Here is a 1,409-nt window from a genome sequence, read left to right on the forward strand (position 1 = left end):
CTAGTACTGCAACGGTGCTTGTTCTGAGTGCTGGGCAGTTTTCAAGGGCTGTGTCCGCGTCGTTTGTAGTGACTCAGGCGGGCTTGGTGTTGCCGTCTGCGGCGCCAGGTTGACCAGTGCAGAATGTGGTCGACCGGGGTGGGGCGGCGGTCGGCGAGGCGGGTGATCAGGCGTCGGATCTCGGCGAGGCTGAGGTGGATGAGCTGGGAGGATCCGTTTCTGCTTTGTCCGTGTCCAGCTGGCGGGCTCGCAGGACGGTCAGGCAGGCGTGGGCGGCCATGGCCAGGGTCATGTGGCGGTGCCAGCCGGGGTAGCGGCGGACCTGGTAGTCGTCCAGGCCGCATTCCTGCTTCGCGGTCTGGAAGCATTCCTCAACGGACCAGCGGCTGCCCGCGATGCGGATCAGCTCGTCCAGCGTCGTGTCGGCGGGACAGTAGGCGATGTAGTAGGAGATCTCCTCGGGTCTGCTCACGCTGCGGCGGGCGAGGACCCAGTGCCGGCGGTCCTCGCGGTGCCAGGGCCGGACCTCGACGCGGGCCCAGTCGAAGATCCGCCGGCCATGGGCTCCTTCACCGCAGGAACGGCGTTTCCATTTCTGCCGCGGCAGGCCGGGAAACAGGTCGTGGACGGGGTGGTCGATGGACCAGCGGGTGACGACGGTGTCGTGCCGCGTGGTGGCCATGACGTGGAAGACGTCCGCTTGCTCCAGCTCGAAGCGCCAGCCCTTGCTGTAGCCGTAGGCGGCGTCCGCAGTGACCCAGCTGAACGGGATCTTGTCGGCGATGGCCCGGCGGACCATCGCCTTGGCCATGGCCACCTTCGTCTCGAAGCCCACGGTGTCGTCGATGCCGGCCCGGCGGCAGCGGTCCCGGTCGTCCGTCCAGGAGGTGGGCAGATACAGCCGCCGGTCGATCAGCGTGCGTCCGCAGCCGGTGGCGTAGGCAAGGAACACACCGATCTGGCAGTTCTCGGTGCGGCCGGCGGTGCCGGAGTACTGCCTTTGCACGCCGGCCGAACGGATGCCCTTCTTCAGAAACCCGGTGTCATCGACGATCAGGACGGCCTCGCGGTCTCCGAGGTGTTCCACGACGTAGTCGCGTACGTCGTCCAGGACCTCGTCTGCATCCCACTCGATCCGGTTCAGCAGCCGGTGGATGCGATCGGGACCCGCATGGCCGGCCTCCTCCGCCAGCGTCCAGCCGTTCTTTCGCTCCAACGGAGCAACCAGCCCACGCATGTAGGCCAGTGCCGACTGGCGCGGCTCCTCCCGGTTGAACCGGTGCACGAACCGCTCATGCAGAGCGCCCAGTTCCCCCGCCCACAACCTGACATCAGCAAGGTCCCCACCCATAACCACACCAACGACCGACCTGGCCAGCAGTCACGGCAAGCACCGTTGCAGTACTAGG

Annotated in this window: 1 protein-coding gene; it reads right to left on the minus strand. The window is 66.9% G+C overall.

The features are described 5' to 3' along the window. Nucleotides 1-166: 166 nt before the first annotated feature. Nucleotides 167-1,351, minus strand: coding sequence for an IS701 family transposase (locus K4G64_RS39220; RefSeq protein ID WP_221760611.1), 1,185 nt, complete (start codon nt 1,349-1,351; stop codon nt 167-169). Nucleotides 1,352-1,409 lie beyond the last annotated feature (58 nt).

It is taken from the genome of Streptomyces sp. WAC04114, assembly GCF_019733245.1.
In the GTDB taxonomy this organism is placed as follows: Bacteria; Actinomycetota; Actinomycetes; order Streptomycetales; family Streptomycetaceae; genus Streptomyces; species Streptomyces massasporeus_A.

What these genes read in the sequence shown, in the direction of transcription:
- K4G64_RS39220 (WP_221760611.1), bottom strand. Translation starts at nt 1,351, where the DNA reads ATGGGTGGGGACCTTGCTGATGTCAGGTTGTGGGCGGGGGAACTGGGC.